We start from the raw sequence: 16283 nt of genomic DNA, 5'->3' as shown, positions 1-16283 counted from the left end.
CACAAGGGCCATTAATTGTTGACCCTGTGTACCGAGTGGGCAGCGCGCTGTGATTCAGTGGCTGGGAACCAGCAAGGGACGTTACGCCGAAGTAGAACCCTTGATTCGCTGCGAGGTCTCGGGGGGAGGGCGAGCATGGAGACCGAGTCGGAGCCGTATGTCCGTCTTGCGACCCTGCGACAACTGCACCAGGTCATGGCTGACATGAACACGGCCCGTAGCCTGGCGGACACACTACAGACCGTCGCCGACGGCGTCGTCACCGGCCTCGGCTACGAGCTCGCCTGCGTCAACCTCGTACGCCCCGACGGCGACCTCGTCGTCGCCGCCTTCGCCGGCAACCCCGCCGCCGAGGCCCTCATCACCGGCCGCGTCGGCTCCCGTGAGTCCTGGGAGCGCCGGCTGAGCATGGGCGAGCGCTGGGGCGACCTGGTGTTCATCCCGCACACCGAGGGCTGGATCCTCGACGACGACGACGTCCCGCAGTGGTACACCGACGGCCCCGCGCCCCGCTTCGAGGACGAGTGGCACCCCTCCGACCGCCTCTTCGCGCCGATGTACACGCCCGGCGTGCAGGGCGGCGCGTGCGGCGAGCTGATCGGGGTCCTGTCCGTGGACCGGCCGCGCAACGGCCGGCTGCCGGGCGCGTGGGGGCGCGAGGCGCTCCAGATGTACGCGTTCCAGGCCGCCATCGCCATCAGCAACGCACGTCTACGCGCGAATATGCAGCGGGCACTGGTCAGGCTGGAGCGCGAGCAGCAGGCCCTGCGGGCGAGCGAGGAAAGCTTCCGGCAGGCGTTCGAGTACGCCCCCTCCGGCATGGCCATCGCCGAGATGGGCGGCGACCAGCACGGGCGGATCCTCCGGACCAACGACGCGCTCTGCCGCCTCCTCGGCCGTCCGGCCTCCGCGATGCGCCGCTACTCCTTCTCGGACCTCGTCCACCCCGAGGACATCGGCACGCTGCTGCGGACGTCCGCCGAGGGAGGACGAGCGGAGCTCCGGCTCGGCCGCCGGGACGGCACGTACGTCTGGGTGTCCTTGCGCAACAGCGTCGTCGCCGACGCCGCCGACGGCCCCCGCTTCCTGCTCACCCACGTCGAGGACATCGAGGAGCGCAAGCGCCGCGAGCTCCAGCTCGCCCACCGCGCCTCCCACGACTCCCTCACCGGCCTGCCGAACTCCGCCGAGCTGCGCGCCCGCCTCTCCGCCCGGCTGTGCGAGCGCCCCGCCCACGCGGGTGTCCTGGAGTCCACGGACGCGGCCTACGGCCATCCCGCCGTGTACGACGCCAACGGCCACGGGTTCGACTTCCGGCCGGTCGCGGCGGCGTACGACGGCTTCGACCACCACGTCCACACGGTCGCCCCGACCGAGGGCGAGCGCGACGACGGCACCAAGGGGCTCGCGGTCCTCTTCTGCGACCTCGACGGCTTCAAGTCGATCAACGACCGGTTCGGGCACAACGCGGGTGACGCGGTGCTCATCGAGGTGGCCCGGCGGTTGTCCCGTGGCGTCCGCGACGGCGACACCGTCGCCCGGCTCGGCGGCGACGAGTTCGTGATCCTCGCCGACGGGCTCGGCCGGGCCGACGCCCAGGACCTCGCCGTACGCCTGCGCAACGAGATCATCCAGCCGATCCGGGCCGAGGGCCGGGCGGTCCGCGTCGGTGCCAGCTTCGGCATCGGGTGGGCACACTGCGGCATGACTGCGGACGAAGTGTTGAAGTCTGCTGACGAGCGGATGTACGTAGAGAAACGATCTCGTCCCAAACAGCACAGACGCGCCGGGTAACCCCCAGGTCAGCGGGCTTGTGCGATCCGAGTCACCCGTTTGGGCCGCCGGGAGCGGGTAGGCTCGCCATTCATCACACCTATCGCATTCGCCCGCACCCCGGTGAGGAGTACCAAGGGATGACGTCCGGCAACAACGGCGCCAGCACGCCCGAGGACGACGACCCGTTCGGCTACCTCTACGCCGACGGGCAGGCCAACGGAGCCCAGCCGCCGTCCGGTGGCGGGGGCTACGGCTACCCGGGCTCGGTCAACCGAGTGCGCGCCGTCGGGCAGCGCCAGTACGGCCAGCAGGCGCCGACGACCGCCTACGGCCAGGTGCCGCAGCAGCAGGGCGCGTACGGCCAGTCGAACGCGAACTACGCGGCGCCGGAGACGTTCCCCGGCGGTACGCCGACGGCACAGCAGCAGCCGGCGTACAGCGGCGGCAGCGGATCCGGTGCCGGGCGGGGTCGTGGGCCCAACACCAAGGGTCTGCTGATCGGCGCGATCGCCGTGGTCGCGGCGGTCGTCATCGGCATCAGCGTGGCCATGCTGGGCGGGGACGACGACCCGGGCGACAAGAACAACGACGCCCAGTCGACGCCGACGCAGTCCGAGCAGCAGAGCACGGCGCCGAGCCCGTCGAACAGCAACAGCGCGGCCGCCGAGGACGACCTGCCGACGATCGACGCCAAGGCCCTCGCCCTCACCGGCGGCGCCACCACCGCGTCCGACATCAAGGGCGCCCAGGCGGACGGCGGCGTCTACGTGACCGGCTTCAATGCGGTCGGCTCCTCGGTCACCTGGACCGTCAGCGGCATCCCGAAGTCCGGCAAGTACACCGTATTCACGGGCTACAGCGTTCCCGGCAAGGACCAGAACGCCACGCTCGCGGTCAACGGGACGCCCTCCGACACGCCGGTCGACCTGAAGAACTGGGCGGGTGGTCCCGAGGGAGACTACGAGAAGGGCTGGACGAAGACCTACAACTGGATCCAGCTCAACAAGGGCACGAACACGATCAAGCTCTCCTGCGAGCAGGGCAATCAGTGCGACGCCCTCATCGACCAGCTGTGGCTGGTCAAGGGCTGGTACGAGTCGAACTAGTAGTCAGGCTGCGGTGACCTCACCGCTCACCGCTACCCGCCCCAGCAACTCCTCGTAAGCCCCCCGGTCGAACTCCCCCGCCACCGGCGCCACCACGCTCGCCGCGCTGAGCGCCGCCGCGCGGGCCAGGCGGTCCGGCCAGGGCAGCCGTGCCACCAGCCCCGACAGCAGCCCCGCGACCGCCGCGTCGCCGGCGCCGGTCGGGTTGCCGTGGAGACGGGCGGGCGGGGTGGCTCGCCAGCGGCCCTCGGGGGTAGACGCGAGCAGGCCGCCCTCGCCGAGGGAGGCGACCACCGCCCGCGCCCCGCGCCTGCGGGCGTCCTGCGTGGCGCGCAGTGGCTCGTGGGAGCCGGTGAGTTCGGCCAGTTCGTCGGCGTTGGGCTTGATGATGTCCGGGCGGGCGGCGACGCCCCGGCGCAGTGCCTCGCCGCTGGTGTCCAGCAGGACGGGCACGCCGGCGGCCTTCGCGGCCCGGACGAGACCGGCGTACGCCCCCACCGGCACGCCCGGCGGCAGGCTGCCGCACAGGGCCACCGCGGAGGCCGAGGGGACCAAGTCCTCGTAGGCCTCCTGGAAGGCGGACCACTCGGCCGGCGTGATCGTCGGGCCGGGTTCGTTGAGCTGGGTCGTGTCGCCGGTGTGGTCGTCGACGACGGCGATGGTGCGGCGGGTCGCGCCCGTCACCGGGACCAGCGCGTCCACCACGCCGGGGGTCTTCGTCAGCTGCTCCTGCACGACCCGCCCTGTCGCGCCGCCCGCGAAACCCGTGACCGTCACCTCGTGGCCGAGGGCCGCCAGCACCCGGGCCACGTTCAGGCCCTTGCCGCCGGGGCGTTCGGTCACCTCGGAGACCCGGTGGGACGCGTGGGGTCGTAGCCCCTGTACGCGGTAGGTGATGTCGAGAGCGGTGTTCAGCGTGACCGTGAGGATCACCTGGGCCGACCTCCCCCGAAGAGTTCAGGATGCGAAGAGTGAAGAAGTTCAGAACGCGTTTGCCGTCTGTCTGCCGGACACGCCGTCCGGAGGGTTGATCATGCCAAAAGGACGGCGGCCGTCCCAGTCTCCCAGGACAACCGCCGCCCCCAACAGCGGGACACATCAGCCCAGTTGGGGCTCAACCACCCATTCGCCCCGGCGCATCACGCCCTTGAGGTCGAAGTCGGAGTCCAGGACCACCAGGTCGGCGTCCTTGCCCGGCTCCAGGGAGCCGATGCGGTCGTAGCGGCCGAGGAGGCGGGCCGGATTGGCCGACAGGGCGGCCACCACGTCCTCGATCGGCAGCCGGTCGATCGTGACCGCTCGCTTGAAGGCGCGGTCCAGGGTGAGGGTCGAGCCGGCGATCGAGCCGCCCTCGACGAGGCGGGCGACGCCGTCGGCCACCTCCACCTCCAGCGGGCCGAGCATGTAGCGGCCGTCGCCGAAGCCGGCCGCGTCCATCGCGTCCGTGATGAACGCGACCCGGTCCGCGCCCGCATGATGGAACGCCAGCTGCAGGGCCGCCGGGTGCAGATGGGTGCCGTCGTTGATCAGCTCGACGGTCACCCGCTCGTCCTCCAGCAGGGCCGCGATCGGGCCCGGCTCGCGGTGGCCGAGCGGCGGCATCGCGTTGAAGAGGTGCGTGGCGACCGTCGCACCCGCCTCGATCGCCTCGACCGTCTGCTCGTACGTCGCGTCCGTGTGCCCGATCGCCGCGATGACGCCGTGATCGGCCAGGAGGCGTACGGAGTCGATGCCTCCCGGCAGTTCGGTGGCGAGGGTGACCATCGTTGCGTGGCCGCGCGCCGCGTCGATCAGCTTGCGGACCTCCGCCGGGTCGGGGTCGCGCAGCAGTTCCTCGGAGTGCGCGCCCTTGCGGCACGGGGAGATGAACGGGCCCTCGAAGTGGATGCCGGCGATGTCGCCCTGCTCGGCGAGCTCGGAGAGTAGACCGGCTCGCTGGGTCAGGAAGTCCATGTCGCCGGTGACGGTGGAGGCGACGAGGGTGGTGGTGCCGTGCAGGCGGTGGGTGTGGATGCCGGTGACTACGTCGTCTGGGGTGCCCGAAGTGAAGGAGGCTCCACCGCCGCCGTGGTTGTGGATGTCCACGAAGCCTGGCAGGAGCCAGTGGCCGGTTAGGTCGATGCGGTGGGCGTTCTCTGGGGCTGTGCCGGTGATCCGGGTGCCGTTGATGATCACTTGGCCCTCTTTGAGGGTTCCCGTGGGCATGACCACGTTGGCGCCGGACAGGACGAGGGGCACCTTGCTCGTTGCGGGCTGCGGGTGCGTTGTGGCTGGTCCCGCCCATGCGGCGGTAGCCGCAGATTCAACAGGGCCCCGCGCCCCTAGGTCGGCTGCCATTAGGGGGTTACCTCCGTACGGTCGGTTCGGTCGAGGAGATCCCAGGCCAGTAGCCCGGCACCGATGCAGCCGGCTGTGTCGCCCAGGGCCGCCGGGACGATTTCCGGCAGCTTCTGGAAAGTGACCCGCTGCCGGACGGCCTCCCGCAGCGGTGTGAACAAGGTTTCCCCCGCCTCGGCCAGACCGCCACCGATGATCAATGTGCGTGGGTCCAGCAGGGTGAGGGCGGTGACCAGACCGTCGGCGAGGGCGGCGACGGCCTCCTGCCAGATCCGTACGGCGTTCGGGTCGCCGGACGCGACGGCCTTGGCGCAGTCCGCCGCGTCCGCCTCTGGGTCCCCGCAGGCGGCGGCCCATGCCTCGCTCACGGCCGCCGCGGACGCGAACCGCTCCAGACAGCCGCGCTGCCCGCACGGGCAAGGGGCTCCGCCGGGCCGTACGACGATGTGGCCGATCTCGCCCGCGAAGCCGTGGGCACCCGCCTCCACCCGGCCGTCGACGCCGATCGCGCCCGCGATGCCGGTGCCGAGGGCCACGAACAGGTACCGGTCGGCGCCCTTGCCCGCGCCGACCCTGCCTTCCGCCAGTCCTCCGGTGCGCACGTCGTGGCCCAGGGCGACGGGGGTGCCGGCAAGGCGTTCGGTGAGCAGCTCGCGCAGGGGTACGTCCCGCCAGCCCAGGTTGGCTGCGTAGGCGGCGATGCCGCGCTCCTCGTCGACGATGCCGGGGACGGCGACGCCGACGGCGGACGCGGGCTCGCCGAAGCGCTGCGCGCCGTACGCGCGCAGCTCGGCCGCGAAGTCGAGGATGCCCTCGACGACCGCGTCCGGTCCGCGCTCGCGGCCCGTGGGGCGGCGGGCCTGGTGGAGCAGCACGGGGGGTCCGGGGGGTCGCCCCCCGGAAGGCACAGTGCTCGCCCCTGCCAGGGCGGCCTTCATCCCGGTGCCGCCCACATCGAGGGCGATGACATGTCTCACGGAGGACAGTGTGGCTTGCGCACCCGCGAGAGGTCTAGTCCACTACGTGGTGTAGACCTTAGGGGGCAATATGTATGACGTTTCGAAAGTTTCGAACATGGGTGTGGGGCGGTTTTGCGTGCAGCGGCGTAGGCGTACCGGGCGTACGACGGGTACGAGGCGTACCGGGATGATCGCGGGGGTGGCCGTGCTGGGCCTCACCGCGGTTCTGGGCGGCTGCGGGGTGACCGGCGGTTCGGACGAGGTGACGCTGAGGCTGGTTGCCGCCGACTACGGCGACAGCGCCGCGAACAGCTCTCAGAAGTACTGGGACAGGCTCGTCAAGGCGTACGAGGCAGAGCACCCCGGCGTACAGATCGATGTCACCGTGTACTCCTGGAACGACGTCGACGCCAAGGTCAAGGAGATGGTCGACGCCGGGAACGCGCCGGACATGGCGCAGATCGGCGCGTACGCCGACTACGCCGCGAAGGACCTCCTCTACCCGGCGGACGACCTCCTCTCCATCCCCGTCCAGGCCGACTTCCTCCTGCAGCTCGCGGAGGCGGGGCAGGTGAGCGGGGAGCAGTACGGCATTCCGTTCGCCTCCTCCACGCGCCTGCTCTTCTACAACAAAAGCCTCTTCGCGAAGGCCGGCATCACCCCGCCGACCACCTGGAAGGAGCTGGCCGCCGACGCCGGGGCGCTCAAGGCGCAGGGCGTGAAGTACCCGTACGCGCTGCCGCTCGGGCCCGAGGAGGCGCAGGCCGAGACGATGCAGTGGCTGCTCAGCGGCGGGGGTGGCTACACCGACACCGACCTCGGCACGTACAGCATCGACTCCCCGGACAACGTCGCCACCTTCAGCTGGCTCAAGGACAACCTGGTCGGCAAGGGGCTCACCGGGCCGGTGGCGCCCGGCGAGCTCAACCGGGCCGACGCGTTCTCCGCCTTCGCGGCCGGGGACGTCGGCATGCTCAACGGGCATCCCTCGCTGATGCGGATGGCGGAGCGGAAGGGCGTGAAGTTCGGCATGGTGCCGATGCCCGGCGTGCAGGGGCCCACCAAGATGTCCATGGGTGTGGCCGACTGGATGATGGCCTTCAAACAGAACGGGCATGCCGAGCAGGTGGGCGAGTTCCTCGACTTCGTCTACGACAAGGAGAACGTCCTGGACTTCTCCCGGGAGTACGACCTGCTTCCCGTCACGACCTCCGCGTCCGAGGTGATGACCGCGGCCAAGGAGGACGCCGACCTCAGGCCGTTCCTGGAGGAGCTGCCGGGTTCCGAGCTGTACCCCGTCGGCCGGACCTCCTGGGCGGCGGTCAGCGCGGACATCAAGAAGCGCATCGGCGGGACGGTCGCGGCCGGGGGCAGTCCGTCGGTGACTCTGGGGGAGCTGCAGTCGACGGCGACGCGGGCGGAGAGCGCGGAGTAGTCGTCCGTCGATCGGGTCGGTGTCGGGTGGTCGCCGGTTGTCAGTCCTGGAGACTACGGTGCGGCACATGAACCAGGAGCAGCCCGAGCAGGCCCTCGCCGAGCGCGAGCAGGCCATCCTCGCCCTGGAACGCCGGGGCTTTCCGGGGCCTGGCGCGAAGGAGCGAGCGATACGCGAGGAACTGGGTCTGGCTCCCGTCCGTTACTACCAGCTCCTGAACGCCCTGCTGGACGACCCGCGGGCGCTGGCGCACGACCCGGTGACGGTGAACCGGTTGCGGCGGGTACGGGAGGCACGACGGGCGGAACGCTGACGGGCGCGGGCCTCGCCTTTTCTCGCCCCCGCCGCCCCTACCCGTCCCATCCTGAAGGGGCTCCGCCCCTTCCACCCCGCCAAGGGCTCCGCCCCTGGACCCCGCTCCTCAAACGCCGGTGGGGCTGACTCACCCAGCCCGTCCGGCGTTTGAGGACGAGGCCCTTTCAGGGCCGAAGCGGGGGTCTGGGGGCGCAGCCCCCAGGGACGGGACGGGTAGGGGCGGCGGGGGCGAGATCCCTCTCCGTGCGCTTCCGCCGGATAGGGTCGCCCTATGGGCAGTCACAAGGATCTGACCGACTCCGGCTCGACCGACTCCATGGACGACCCCCTGCCGACCCCCGCGACCCAGCCCGGCCGTGACGGGCTCGCCGCGATCCTCGCGCGCCCCGCGCGTGCACTGGTCGCGCTCGACTTCGACGGGACGCTCGCGCCGATCGTGCCGGACCCGGAGCAGGCCCGGGCGCACCCCGACGCGGTGCCGGCGCTGGCCGCGCTCGCGCCGAAGGTGGCCGCCGTGGCGGTGATCACCGGCCGGCCGGCCGACGTGGCCGTGCGGTACGGCGGGTTCGCGGGCGTCGCAGGCCTGGAGCACCTCGTCGTGCTCGGGCACTACGGCGCCGAGCGCTGGGACGCCGTCAGCGGCGAGGTCCGCGCACCCGACCCGCACCCCGGCGTCGCGGCCGTCCGCGCCGAGCTGCCGGGTCTGATCGAGAGCGTCACGCAGGGCACCTGGATCGAGGACAAGGGGCATGCCGTCGCCGTGCACACACGTCGCGCGGCCGATCCTCAGGGCGCCTTCGACGCCCTCCGCGCCCCGCTCACCGACCTCGCCACCCGCAACGGCCTCGTCGTCGAACCGGGCCGCATGGTCCTGGAACTGCGCCCGCCCGGCATGGACAAGGGCGTGGCGCTGAGCGAGTACGTCCGCGAACTCGGCGCCGAGTCCGTCCTCTACGCCGGCGACGACCTGGGCGACCTCCCCGCGTACGCCGCCGTCGACAAACTCCGCTCCGACGGCACCCCCGGCCTCCTGGTCTGCAGCGGCAGCGAGGAGGTCACCGAGCTGTCGGAGAAGGCGGATCTCGTGGTCGACGGCCCGCAGGGGGTCGTACGGCTGTTGCAGGCGATCGCTGGTCGAACAGACTGATCCGACGATCGCCGACCGGGCAAGCCGACCAACTCAAGCCGGCCCGCCGGCCCCCTCCTCCAGCGCCCGCAGCTGGTCCAGGAACCACTGGGCCGGTGGGAGCGCGGTCGCGGCCGCAGCGAGCCGCTTCGAACGCTCCGCCCGCTCCTCCGGTCCTACCAACAACGCCTCGTGCAGTGCCCGCGCCGTGCCCATCACGTCGTACGGGTTCACGGCGATCGCGTCCTCGCCCAGCTCCTCGAACGCCCCGGCCTCCCGCGACAGCACCAGCACGCACCCCTCGTCGGAGAGGACCGGCACCTCCTTCGCGACGAGGTTCATGCCGTCCCGGATGGGGTTCACGAGGGCCACGTCCGCCAGGCGGTACGCGGCCAGAGACCGCGCGAAGTCGTCCTTGACGTGGAGCACGACCGGCGTCCAACCCGGCGTCCCGTACTGGGAGTTGATCTCCTCCGCCACTCGCTGGACCTCGGCCGTGTAGTCGCGGTACACCGCGAGGTCCTGGCGCGAGGGGTACGCGAACGCCACGTGCACCACGCGCTCGCGCCACTCGGGGTGGTCGTCGAGCAGCTGCCGGTACGCCAGCAGGCCGCGCACGATGTTCTTGGACAGCTCGGTCCGGTCGACCCGCACGATCGTCCTGCGGCCCTCGCCGATCTCGTGCCGCAGCGCCGCCATCCGCTCGGCCACGTCGGGCTGATGAGCGCGCGCCCGCAGGAAGTCCGCGTCCGCCCCCAGCCCGTGCACCCCGACCCGCGTCCCACCGAGCCCCCCGGCGAACTCGGCACAGCACGCCTCGAACGCGTCCGCCCACCGCCGCGTGAGGAACCCCAGCCGGTCCGCGCCGAGCATCCCGCGCAGCACCTGCCCGGCGACGTCGTCGGGCAGCATCCGGAAGTACTCCGGCGGCGCCCACGGCGTGTGCGAGAAGTGGCCGATACGGAGATCCGGGCGCAGCTCGCGCAGCATCCCGGGCACGAGGGTCAGGTGGTAGTCCTGCACCAGCACCGCCGCCCCCGGCGCCGCCTGCCCCGCCAGCGCCTCGGCGAAGGCGCGGTTGTACGTCTCGTACGACGCCCACTGCCGCCGGAACTCCGCGTCGAAGACCGGCTCCAGCGGCGTCTGGTAGAGCATGTGGTGGACGAACCAGAGAACCGAGTTCGCGATGCCGTTGTACGCGTCCGCGTGCACCTCGGCCGGGATGTCCAGCATCAGCACGCCGTCCTCGCCGACCCCGCGCCGCACCGCCTCCCGGTCACCGTCGGACAGTGCCGAGCACACCCACAGGGCGCCGGCGTCCGGCCCGATCGCCGACAGCCCGGAGACGACTCCGCCGCCGCCTCTCTTGGAGTGCAGCGAGCCGTCGTCGCGCACCGCGTACGAGACCGGGCCGCGGTTCGACGCGACCAGCACCTTGGCAGCACCCTGCGCATCCTGCGTGGTAGCCATACGCCTCAACCTAGCCCGGCCCGGAAACGCTCAAACGTGCGGTTCCGCTCGGTGGCGGGTTCCGTATACGGCCCGTAATGCGGCCCGTACCGGACGTCATACGGTCGGCGTAACGGGCCCTGTACGTCCTGTGCCGGACGTCACGCGACCTTCCGCGTCGCGTACTCCGCGATCTCCACCATCGGCGGCCGCTCCTCCGTGTCCACGGAGTACGTGCGCGGCTCGAACCCGTCCTCGCCCCGCTCGAACTGGGTGAGGGACGGCCGGATCATATGCCCGCGGGCCAGTCGCAGCTGGGCCGTGCGGTAGATCGCGGCGGACATCCGGCCGAGGGCCTGCCCGTCCTGGTGGCGGTGTTTGCGGACGCCCACGTCCACCTGGGCCAGGGCGTCCAGGCCCACCAGGTGCAGGGCGTCGACCAGCATGCCCAGTTCGACGCCGTATCCGACGGGGAAGGGGAGCTGTTCCAGCAGGCTGCGGCGGGCCGCGTACTCGCCGCCGAGCGGCTGCACGAAACCGGCCAGCTGCGGCCAGTGCATGTTCAGCAGCGGGCGCGCCATCAGCTCGGTGACCCGGCCGCCCTGCCCGGCCGCCCCGCCGAGCGGACGGTCGTACATGCCCTTGACCAGGTCGACCTCGGGGTCGGTGAGCAGCGGGCCGACGATGCCGGACACGAAGTCGGAGGAGAACTCCTTCAGGTCGGCGTCGATGAAACAGACGATGTCCCCGGTCGTGACGAGCAGGGAGCGCCACAGGACCTCGCCCTTGCCGGGCACCGCGGGCAGGCGCGGGAGGATCTCGTCGCGGTGCACCACGGTCGCGCCCGCGGCGGCGGCCACCTCGGAGGTGCGGTCGGTGGATCCCGAGTCGACGACGACGATCTCGTCGACCAGCGGGACCTGCTGCATGAGGTCGTGACGGATGATCGCGACGATGTCGCCGACCGTATCCTCCTCGTTGAGCGCGGGCAGCACGACGGAGACCGACTGACCCGTGCGCTGCTTGGCGGCCAGGAGCCGGTGCAGCGGGCGATCGGTCACGGACCAGGAGCGGGTGCTCAGCCAGCGCTCGACTTCTTCCAGCACAGTCTGTGGCTCCTCACTGTTCGTGATCACATCTGCTGACCGTGTGATCCATCTCGCGGTTCGGACGACTATCTCAACTGTCCTGGCCTTCGGTTACAGTCTTGAACAACGCGGATGACCATCGCATGTCCGGGGTCAACCGCTGTTAACAACCGCATACAGCTCATCCAGAGGGGCAGAGGGACACGGCCCGATGAAGCCCCGGCAACCCTCCAGTCGGCTCTCGTAGCGATCACCGCATCACCGTCGATCGGCTCCGCGAGGCTCCCGGCTAGGGAAGGTGCCAAATCCGTCTCACGGCGAGATGCGTCGTGAGGAAGATGAGGAGAAAGGGCCTCGCCTCACATGGCTGTGCAGACTGTTGCAAGCACCACCGATTCCACCGTAGACCTCGGTCCCGCCGCGGCGCTGTCCTGCCGCGAGTGCGGTCACCGCGTCCCCCTCGGCCCGGTCTTCGCCTGCGAGGAGTGTTTCGGCCCGCTGGAGATCGCGTACGACTTCTCGGCCTACGACACCGAGGAGCTCCGCAAGCAGATCGAGGCGGGACCTGCGAACATCTGGCGTTACGCCCCCCTGCTGCCCGTCCCCGCGGACGTGGCGGACAAGCCGAACCTCAACCCCGGCTGGACCAAGCTCGTCAAGGCCGACAACCTCGCGCGCGAGCTCGGCGTCACCGGCGGTTTGTATGTGAAGGACGACTCCGGTAACCCGACGCACTCCTTCAAGGACCGCGTCGTCGCCCAGGCCCTGGAGGCCGCCCGCGCCTTCGGCTTCACCACCCTCTCCTGCTCCTCCACCGGCAACCTCGCCGGCGCGGTGGGCGCCGCGGCGGCCCGCGCCGGTTTCCGCTCCTGCGTGTTCATCCCGCACGACCTGGAGCAGGGCAAGGTCGTCATGGCCGCGGTCTACGGCGGCGAGCTCGTCGGTATCGAGGGCAACTACGACGACGTGAACCGTTTCTGCTCCGAGCTGATCGGCGACCCGGCGGGCGAGGGCTGGGGCTTCGTCAACGTCAACCTGCGGCCGTACTACGCGGAGGGCTCCAAGACCCTGGCGTACGAGATCTGCGAGCAGCTCGGCTGGCAGCTCCCCGACCAGCTGGTCGTGCCGATCGCCTCCGGCTCCCAGCTCACGAAGATCGACAAGGGTCTGCAGGAGCTGATCAAGCTCGGGCTCGTCGAGGACAAGCCGTACAAGATCTTCGGCGCGCAGGCCGAGGGCTGCTCGCCGGTGTCGACCGCCTTCAAGGCCGGGCACGACGTCGTCCGCCCGCAGAAGCCGAACACCATCGCCAAGTCGCTGGCCATCGGCAACCCGGCCGACGGGCCCTACGTCCTGGACATCGCCCGCCGCACGGGTGGTTTCGTGGAGGACGTGACGGACGAGCAGGTCGTGGATGCGATCAAGATCCTCGCCAGGACCGAGGGCATCTTCGCGGAGACCGCCGGCGGTGTGACGGTGGGCGTCACGAAGAAGCTCATCGAGGACGGGGTCCTCGACCCGACCAAGACGACGGTCGTCCTCAACACCGGTGACGGTCTCAAGACGCTGGACGCGGTGGCCGGTACGGGGCTTACTGCGACCATTCGTCCCAGCCTGGACTCCTTCCGCGAGGCTGGACTCGTCTAGACCGTTGTCCGCTGCGGGCCGGTGGGGGCTGGTCGCGCAGTTCCCCGCGCCCCTAGGGACGCTGCCCCACCGAACCTGCATACCTGACCGGAGGTCATAACGTGAGCGTCACCGTCCGCATCCCCACCATCCTGCGCACCTACACCGGCGGGCAGGCCGAGGTCGCCGCCGAGGGCGCCACCCTCGCCGAGGTCATCGCCGACCTGGAGAAGAACCACACGGGTATCGCCGCCCGCGTGCTCGACGACCAGGGCAAGCTGCGTCGGTTCGTCAACGTGTACGTCAATGACGACGACGTCCGTTTCGAGCAGGGGCTGGAGACGGCGACGCCGGACGGTGCGGGTGTCTCCATCATTCCGGCCGTCGCCGGTGGATGAGCTGACCGAATGACCGATCATTACCATCGGTAACACGCGTTACTGAGAGTTCATCGAATTGCCCCCTCCGTGAGAGAAGCGGAGGGGGCAATTCTGTGTGGTTGAGCGAGGTACAGTTGGGGAACATGCCGCCGATCCGCGGGTCGGCAGCCCTTCATTTCTGCCGTATGCCCGACAAGAAGTAGCCAAAGTGTGCGGGTTTTTTGCGGCTTTTGTTCCCTTTGTCGGGTCCGACTTGACCTGAAGTGAGGGGAATTGTCCCCACATTCCCGACCGGTCGTGCCCGGAATTCTCGTCCGATTGACCTGTTGCAGACGGCAGTTGGGCAGATACATTCAGCCGCGGTCGACGCGTTCCGGCGCACGCCCCCGACCGATGGGGGGTGAGGTCTGACCCGGATCCGCGAAGTGTGGATCTGTGCAAGGGCCAGTAATAGGGGAGTTAGGCATGGCTCAGGGCACCGTCAAGTGGTTCAACGCGGAGAAGGGGTACGGCTTCATCGCGGTCGACGGTGGTGCGGATGTTTTCGTCCACTACAGCGCGATCCAGATGGACGGCTACCGCACCCTGGAGGAAGGCCAGCGGGTCGAGTTCGAGATCTCGCAGGGCCAGAAGGGGCCGCAGGCGGACATGGTCCGCGTGGCCGGCTGAAGCACGCGCCGACTGACTGCAGCGACGTTCTTCTTCGAAGGGCCCGCACCTCCCGGGGTGCGGGCCCTTCGCCATGTCCGGGGTCCGTTCGGGACCTGTTCGTCAGCTGTTCGCGCGAGGCGGACCGCCCTGCCCGATCCCCGAGAGCCGCTTGCACTCGCCTACCCCGAGTGCTAATCATTGGCGTTAGCACTCTGAAGGTGAGAGTGACAAAGAAGGACCGGGTCGGTGAGGCCCGCAGGCCGGGTGGGGCAAGGAACCACGAGGCATGCGTGCCGTCCGTCGCGGGCGCGGGCGCGGTCCGAAGGAATCACCCCCAGTCCTGGAGGGACCACTTCACATGGCCAAGATCATCGCGTTCGACGAGGAGGCGCGGCGCGGCCTCGAGCGCGGCATGAACCAGCTCGCGGACGCCGTCAAGGTGACGCTCGGCCCCAAGGGCCGCAACGTCGTCCTCGAGAAGAAGTGGGGCGCCCCCACGATCACCAACGACGGTGTCTCCATCGCCAAGGAGATCGAGCTCGAGGACCCGTACGAGAAGATCGGCGCCGAGCTGGTCAAGGAAGTCGCCAAGAAGACGGACGACGTCGCCGGTGACGGTACGACCACCGCGACCGTTCTCGCCCAGGCCCTGGTCAAGGAGGGCCTGCGCAACGTAGCCGCCGGCGCCAACCCGATGGCCCTGAAGCGCGGTATCGAGAAGGCCGTCGAGGCCGTCTCCGCCGCCCTGCTGGAGCAGGCGAAGGACGTCGAGACCAAGGAGCAGATCGCCTCCACGGCCTCCATCTCCGCCGCCGACACCCAGATCGGTGAGCTCATCGCCGAGGCCATGGACAAGGTCGGCAAGGAAGGCGTCATCACCGTCGAGGAGTCCCAGACCTTCGGTCTGGAGCTGGAGCTCACCGAGGGTATGCGCTTCGACAAGGGCTACATCTCGGCGTACTTCGCCACCGACATGGAGCGTATGGAGGCCGTCCTCGACGACCCGTACATCCTGATCGCCAACTCCAAGATCTCCTCGGTCAAGGATCTGCTCCCGCTCCTGGAGAAGGTCATGCAGTCGGGCAAGCCGCTGCTGATCATCGCCGAGGACGTCGAGGGCGAGGCCCTGTCGACCCTGGTCGTCAACAAGATCCGCGGCACCTTCAAGTCCGTCGCCGTCAAGGCCCCGGGCTTCGGTGACCGCCGCAAGGCCATGCTGAACGACATCGCCATCCTCACCGGCGGCGAGGTCATCTCCGAGGAGGTCGGTCTCAAGCTCGAGAACACCTCCCTGGACCTCCTGGGCAAGGCCCGCAAGGTCGTCATCACCAAGGACGAGACCACCATCGTCGACGGTGCCGGCTCCTCCGAGCAGGTCGCGGGCCGTGTGAACCAGATCCGCGCCGAGATCGAGAACAGCGACTCGGACTACGACCGCGAGAAGCTGCAGGAGCGTCTGGCGAAGCTCGCCGGCGGCGTCGCGGTCATCAAGGCCGGTGCCGCCACCGAGGTGGAGCTCAAGGAGCGCAAGCACCGCATCGAGGACGCCGTGCGCAACGCCAAGGCGGCCGTCGAGGAGGGCATCGTCGCCGGTGGTGGCGTGGCCCTCATCCAGGCCACCGCTGTCTTCGAGAAGCTGGAGCTCGAGGGTGACGAGGCGACCGGCGCCCAGGCCGTGAAGCTCGCGCTCGAGGCCCCGCTGAAGCAGATCGCCGTCAACGCCGGCCTCGAGGGCGGCGTCGTGGTGGAGAAGGTCCGCAACCTCACCCCGGGCCACGGCCTCAACGCCGCGACCGGCGAGTACGTCGACCTGGTCGCCGAGGGCATCATCGACCCGGCGAAGGTGACCCGTTCCGCGCTGCAGAACGCCGCCTCCATCGCCGCGCTGTTCCTCACCACCGAGGCCGTCATCGCCGACAAGCCGGAGAAGGCCGCCGCGCCCGCCGGTGGCGGCATGCCGGGCGGTGACATGGACTTCTGATCGACCGGTTCCGGTTGATCGACGTCCTTACCGAGGGCGGCACTTCCTGCTCAC

14 protein-coding genes and 1 riboswitch are annotated in these 16283 nt (G+C 70.1%); of the genes, 9 read left to right on the top strand and 5 right to left on the bottom strand.

All coding sequences use genetic code 11. From position 1 onward, the window contains the following. Window positions 1-135 precede the first annotated feature (135 nt). Both cdgB and ACQEV2_RS19230 read left to right on the top strand, forming a co-directional pair. Window positions 136-1794, top strand: coding sequence for a diguanylate cyclase CdgB (gene cdgB / locus ACQEV2_RS19235; protein WP_433042674.1), 1659 nt, complete (start codon window positions 136-138; stop codon window positions 1792-1794). Window positions 1795-1913: 119 nt separating this feature from the next. Next, on the top strand, window positions 1914-2882 hold the full coding sequence (locus tag ACQEV2_RS19230; RefSeq protein WP_433042671.1) for a carbohydrate-binding protein: 969 nt from the start codon (window positions 1914-1916) through the stop codon (window positions 2880-2882). Between the two features lie 3 nt (window positions 2883-2885). Here the strand turns inward: ACQEV2_RS19230 and ACQEV2_RS19225 are convergent, their stop codons facing one another. The 3 genes from ACQEV2_RS19225 to ACQEV2_RS19215 form a co-directional block, all read right to left on the bottom strand. Next, window positions 2886-3815 carry a 1-phosphofructokinase family hexose kinase gene (locus tag ACQEV2_RS19225; protein WP_433042668.1) on the bottom strand — a complete coding sequence of 310 codons (930 nt, stop codon included), beginning with the start codon at window positions 3813-3815 and terminating at the stop codon, window positions 2886-2888. Between the two features lie 165 nt (window positions 3816-3980). Continuing rightward, a complete protein-coding gene (gene nagA, locus ACQEV2_RS19220) occupies window positions 3981-5219 on the bottom strand; it encodes an N-acetylglucosamine-6-phosphate deacetylase (RefSeq protein ID WP_433042665.1) in 1239 nt (412 codons plus the stop codon). After that, entirely contained in the window at window positions 5219-6196 is a 978-nt protein-coding gene (locus ACQEV2_RS19215; protein WP_433042662.1) for an ROK family protein, read from the bottom strand. The genes nagA and ACQEV2_RS19215 overlap by 1 nt, the downstream gene beginning before the upstream one ends. Window positions 6197-6365: 169 nt before the next feature. Between ACQEV2_RS19215 and ACQEV2_RS19210 the strand changes: the two genes are divergently transcribed. The 3 genes from ACQEV2_RS19210 to otsB all read left to right on the top strand — a co-directional run bounded on the left by ACQEV2_RS19210 (window position 6366) and on the right by otsB (window position 9075). After that, on the top strand, window positions 6366-7613 hold the full coding sequence (locus ACQEV2_RS19210; RefSeq protein ID WP_433042659.1) for an ABC transporter substrate-binding protein: 1248 nt from the start codon (window positions 6366-6368) through the stop codon (window positions 7611-7613). 67 nt (window positions 7614-7680) lie between these two features. Further along, window positions 7681-7926, top strand: a complete 246-nt coding sequence (locus ACQEV2_RS19205) for a DUF3263 domain-containing protein (protein ID WP_433042656.1) — start codon at window positions 7681-7683, stop codon at window positions 7924-7926. Between the two features lie 273 nt (window positions 7927-8199). Beyond that, on the top strand, window positions 8200-9075 hold the full coding sequence (gene otsB, locus ACQEV2_RS19200) for a trehalose-phosphatase (protein ID WP_433042653.1): 876 nt from the start codon (window positions 8200-8202) through the stop codon (window positions 9073-9075). Between the two features lie 33 nt (window positions 9076-9108). On the opposite strand, the gene ACQEV2_RS19195 is transcribed toward otsB, so the two are convergent. Together ACQEV2_RS19195 and ACQEV2_RS19190 are read right to left on the bottom strand one after the other, a co-directional pair. Further along, on the bottom strand, window positions 9109-10524 hold the full coding sequence (locus tag ACQEV2_RS19195) for an alpha,alpha-trehalose-phosphate synthase (UDP-forming) (RefSeq protein WP_433042650.1): 1416 nt from the start codon (window positions 10522-10524) through the stop codon (window positions 9109-9111). Between the two features lie 140 nt (window positions 10525-10664). Next, a complete protein-coding gene (locus ACQEV2_RS19190) occupies window positions 10665-11609 on the bottom strand; it encodes a glucosyl-3-phosphoglycerate synthase (protein WP_433042647.1) in 945 nt (314 codons plus the stop codon). 160 nt (window positions 11610-11769) lie between these two features. After that, window positions 11770-11936: riboswitch (SAM riboswitch) on the top strand. Window positions 11937-11954: 18 nt separating this feature from the next. On the opposite strand from ACQEV2_RS19190, the gene thrC reads away from it, so the two are divergent. The 4 genes from thrC to groL all read left to right on the top strand — a co-directional run bounded on the left by thrC (window position 11955) and on the right by groL (window position 16229). Beyond that, window positions 11955-13238 (top strand): threonine synthase, encoded by a 1284-nt coding sequence (gene thrC, locus ACQEV2_RS19185; RefSeq protein ID WP_433042644.1) that lies wholly within the window; start codon window positions 11955-11957, stop codon window positions 13236-13238. A 101-nt stretch (window positions 13239-13339) separates the two neighbouring features. After that, on the top strand, window positions 13340-13615 hold the full coding sequence (locus tag ACQEV2_RS19180) for a MoaD/ThiS family protein (RefSeq protein WP_004000249.1): 276 nt from the start codon (window positions 13340-13342) through the stop codon (window positions 13613-13615). A gap of 447 nt (window positions 13616-14062) precedes the next feature. After that, window positions 14063-14266 carry a cold-shock protein gene (locus tag ACQEV2_RS19175; RefSeq protein ID WP_003986833.1) on the top strand — a complete coding sequence of 68 codons (204 nt, stop codon included), beginning with the start codon at window positions 14063-14065 and terminating at the stop codon, window positions 14264-14266. A gap of 340 nt (window positions 14267-14606) precedes the next feature. Next, on the top strand, window positions 14607-16229 hold the full coding sequence (gene groL / locus ACQEV2_RS19170; protein WP_433042641.1) for a chaperonin GroEL: 1623 nt from the start codon (window positions 14607-14609) through the stop codon (window positions 16227-16229). Window positions 16230-16283 lie beyond the last annotated feature (54 nt).

This window comes from Streptomyces sp. CA-251387 (assembly GCF_050936625.1).
Lineage (GTDB): Bacteria > Actinomycetota > Actinomycetes > Streptomycetales > Streptomycetaceae > Streptomyces.
The sequence above is the reverse complement of the archived record's forward strand: the minus strand, read 5'-3'. Positions and strand labels throughout refer to the sequence as shown.